General features: G+C 74.7%; 1 protein-coding gene. It reads left to right on the top strand.

What is annotated here, in order from left to right:
- Positions 1 to 128 precede the first annotated feature (128 nt).
- On the top strand, positions 129 to 524 hold the full coding sequence (locus ACFWZ5_RS35680; protein ID WP_384797157.1) for a hypothetical protein: 396 nt from the start codon (positions 129 to 131) through the stop codon (positions 522 to 524).
- Positions 525 to 580: the final 56 nt, after the last annotated feature.

Here is a 580-nt window from a genome sequence, read left to right as displayed (position 1 = left end):
CGCCGGGTCCCCCCCGGTTGGTGGGCCCGGGGGGGGGGGCGCGCGGCCCCCGCCCCCCGCCCCCCCCTGTATCGCCGCGCCGCGTGGTGCCCGTGCGCCGCGGCGCGACGATCCGAGAGAGGTGGCATGTGAACGGTATGGGTGCGAAGGTGCGGTGGCTGTCGCGCGCGGCGATGACGTTCGTCTGCGTGGGGGCGGCCGTGACGGCCGCCGTGCCTTCGGCGTTCGCCGGGGCGCGCGGCTGCAACGGCCGCACGTGTATCGACGTCGACGGCAGCGGGCTCCGCGTCGAGACGATCTCGGCGTCGACCACCTGGAACGGCGACTTCACCGGGCACTTCCACATCTGGGGCGGCGGCATCGACCAGAACAGCCCCACCGCCTTCTGGGGCTACCACCAGAAGTACACCGTGCCCGTCCACCGTGACCTGCCCAACGGCGCGGTGGTCTGCGCCGAGGGCTGGGAGCACGTGAACGGCGGGCTCGCATCGCGCGGGCGGGCCTGCGCGGAGGTGCACTTCTAGGACGACGTCAGGTTTTGGACCCCATACCCCGCTCGGGAGGGGGCGGCGGCGCGGGC

It is taken from the genome of Streptomyces sp. NPDC059003 (genome assembly GCF_042740445.1).
Lineage (GTDB): Bacteria > Actinomycetota > Actinomycetes > Streptomycetales > Streptomycetaceae > Streptomyces.
Note: the sequence above shows the minus strand (reverse complement) of the source record. Positions and strands in the feature narration are given on the sequence as shown.